At 51.5% G+C, this 2,936-nt stretch carries 1 protein-coding gene; it reads right to left on the bottom strand.

Annotated elements, in window-relative coordinates; all coding sequences use genetic code 11:
• Positions 1-2,854, bottom strand: a 2,854-nt coding sequence (locus AC1WIP_RS13950) for a fibronectin type III domain-containing protein (protein ID WP_481142394.1), incomplete at its 3' end; no start/stop codon positions are given.
• Positions 2,855-2,936: the final 82 nt, after the last annotated feature.

Genomic DNA, 2,936 nt, shown 5'->3' on the forward strand with positions numbered 1-2,936 from the left:
CGGTAGTTCCGGCCGCAATATTTTCGGGAGTTACACCGATTTTTTCCTGAGAGCCCACTCCCAGCTTCATGGTGTATTTGCTGCCCGCATCGGACACCCTGCCCGCTTCCTCATCCCAGTAATATTCTACCTTCGTAACGCTGGCCATGTAGGAGTTATTCCAGAAGGTAGAGGCGTCTCCATCTGTTCCCACCGAATCTGCCGCCATCAGGCCAAAGCCCTCCTGGCCGTTGGAATAGGTCCACTGATCCACTACCACGTCTGCCGATAAGGTAAAGTTTTCTGTCTCAGGATCAATCACGGTATAGTAAAATGCCAGTCCGTCGGTAGATGCAGGAACCAGCTTCCCTTTGCCGTTCATGCTGTAAACACAGAGATCATTTCCCTCTATGGAGCCGCTGTAACCGTTATTTCCCTTTTCCTGAGCGTCAACGCCAGAACCAAAGGCCGCATAGGTCCATGTTTTCACTGCTTCTGCAGTCACGGTCTGTCTGATAAGGGCCCGTGGGGATACATCGCTTCCCCTGACAGCCTCCACGCCAAACTCATATTCCTGTCCAACCGTAAGATTGCTGATGCGGCTGAAGGAAACAGTCACTGTCTCCTTTAGCACGCCGTCTACATACACACGATAGCTTTCCGCCTCCGGAACTTCTTTCCAGCTGAATTTCACGGTTCCCTGTCCCAGATTTTCCACGTTGATAATCTCAGGCTCCTGCATGGGAAGCACAAAAGCAACACCTTGTGTCACATTGCTTTCCTTGTCCGTCTCCCCGCTTCTCTTTAAAAATGCTTTAAAGGTATATATCCCGCTTGCCGACGGCTTAAAGGTAACCGTTCCCTCAGAAGCGGCAGCCCCATAGGAAACCGTATCCATCACTTCTCCATTGAAAAGCATCTGCACTTCCAGAGAGTCTGCATAAATGCCTCCGATCTGCGCGATAAAGGGTACCGTTATGGTTCCCTCCCCTGCGTCCACTACAGGCGTTCCCAGCACCGGCGCCGCAATTTTGCTCCAATCCTCCGGTTCCCTGTAATCCACTGTAATGCCGTACATGGGAATCTTAGTGCCATCCCCGTAGAAATAATAAGTGCCTCCCGCCTGTACCTGATAGCTCATCAGCTTAAATTCAGAGGAGCCTCCCGTATTGGCATAAGACTGTACCTCACCAGTTTTGGACTCCACCAGATATACGGTCTTTCCCGCATTGATTTTCACTGCCACCCGCAGGGTTCCATCCTTTTGTGCCGTAAGAAGCAGCACAGAACCGCTGTCGGGCACCGTTCCCTTGGCGCTGCTGCCGTTTGTCTTTGGATTATTTCCTCCCGCCACATAGCCAAGATAAAGGCTGCCCCCAATCTTTTGATCGTCTGCCTTATAGATCATATCCTCCAGAACGGAAATGCCCCCTTCATAGGCAGTTCCTGCCTTCAGCCCCTGTGAAAGATCAATCTCATGATAATTTTCATCCTTTTTGGAAATCTTTACCGCAATGCTGTCCAAAGCCTCCGTCACCTGCACAAGCTTCGATCCATTTACAGAAGCCTCCACATCCGCTGTGGTGCAGGAAAGCTGATAGATGGCATCCAGATTCAGCTTCACAGAAGTTCCGTTCTGCAGCGTATGTACCTCCGAAGCATCCATGCTGTTTTCCAGCTTAACCGTTTCGCTGCCCAAAAGCCCCTCCGGATCCTCCACTGTTACAGCCACTTCTTTTTTGGTTTTCACCAATGTAATTTCCAGCTCAGTCATACCCTCCCAGGCAGTAAATTCCGTTTTGCCATCCACCTGGGCCTGCGTATCCCCCATATCCGTGGAAACCTCATAGGCCTGTCCTATAATCAGCTCCACCTGGTTTCCTTCCGTCAAGACGTCCTGGTTTCCCGCACCCTTTTTGTCCAGCATAAGGCTTGCGCCCTGAGCCAGAGAAAGGCCTTCCGCAAGCTTCACCACAGGTTTTACCACCGCCGAGGATACAATAATCTCCGTGCTGATGTTCTCAGCCCCTGTCTGGATAGAATCCTTCCCCTCCGAAAGGGCCCGGATTTTCTCATTAGGCGTGGTAAAGCTTATGTTATATTTCGTGCCCGGATTCAAAGATACTGTATTGTCCCCTTTCTCCAGCGTGATCGCCTGTCCATTCTCCGGCACCAGCTGTACCCGGTTGGTATCTCCCAGCAGATTAGCGCTGTCCGAAACCCGGATACTCCCCGTAAGGGTTGTTCCAGGAGGAAGCACAGGGCTGTCTGTAATGGAGATCGTGTAAATCCGAGCCCCTCTGTTATATTCTGATTCCGGTGATACCATCCGGTAGGTGCCCGCCGAAAGGGTATAGGCCACCTCCTGAGCACTGGTCCCCGTAATATCCGTATAGGTTTTACCGCTTTTGTCCGCCACCAGCTCACCTGCAGCGTTCAAAATCCCCACCCGGGAAGTATTGCTGCTGCCGGTGCTGCTGGTGGTAAAGGACACTGCCGCCTGTCCCGATACGGTAAAGGAAAATCCACTGCCTGCAGATTTTCCAACCTCCACAGATTTCACTTTTCCCTTGTCGGTCCGTTTTGTCAATTCTCCAAAGGTGGTGATATAGCCTGATGCAAAGGCGGTTCCCGCCGCAATTGTCTCCTTATCCGCAGCAGCCGTCAGCTCTGCCGCATTAAATTCATAAGTGCCGCCGCTTTGGCCTCCCCCATTCCCATCCGATACCGTCATGGACACAGCGTCACCTGATGAAACCGTCTGGGCCTGTACAAGAGGTGTGGGCATCACCCCCGCTGCCGATAACGCCATGACAGCCGCCAGCAGCCATGCCGTGATTCGCTTCCCCCTTCTCCCTCGTCTTACCTTTTTCAACTCATTACCTCCTTTATACCTTCTCTCACAAGCTTTTATGTAAATGCTTACATAACAAGAATAAAGTAATACTACCATTCTT

The organism is Acetatifactor sp. (assembly GCF_982438285.1).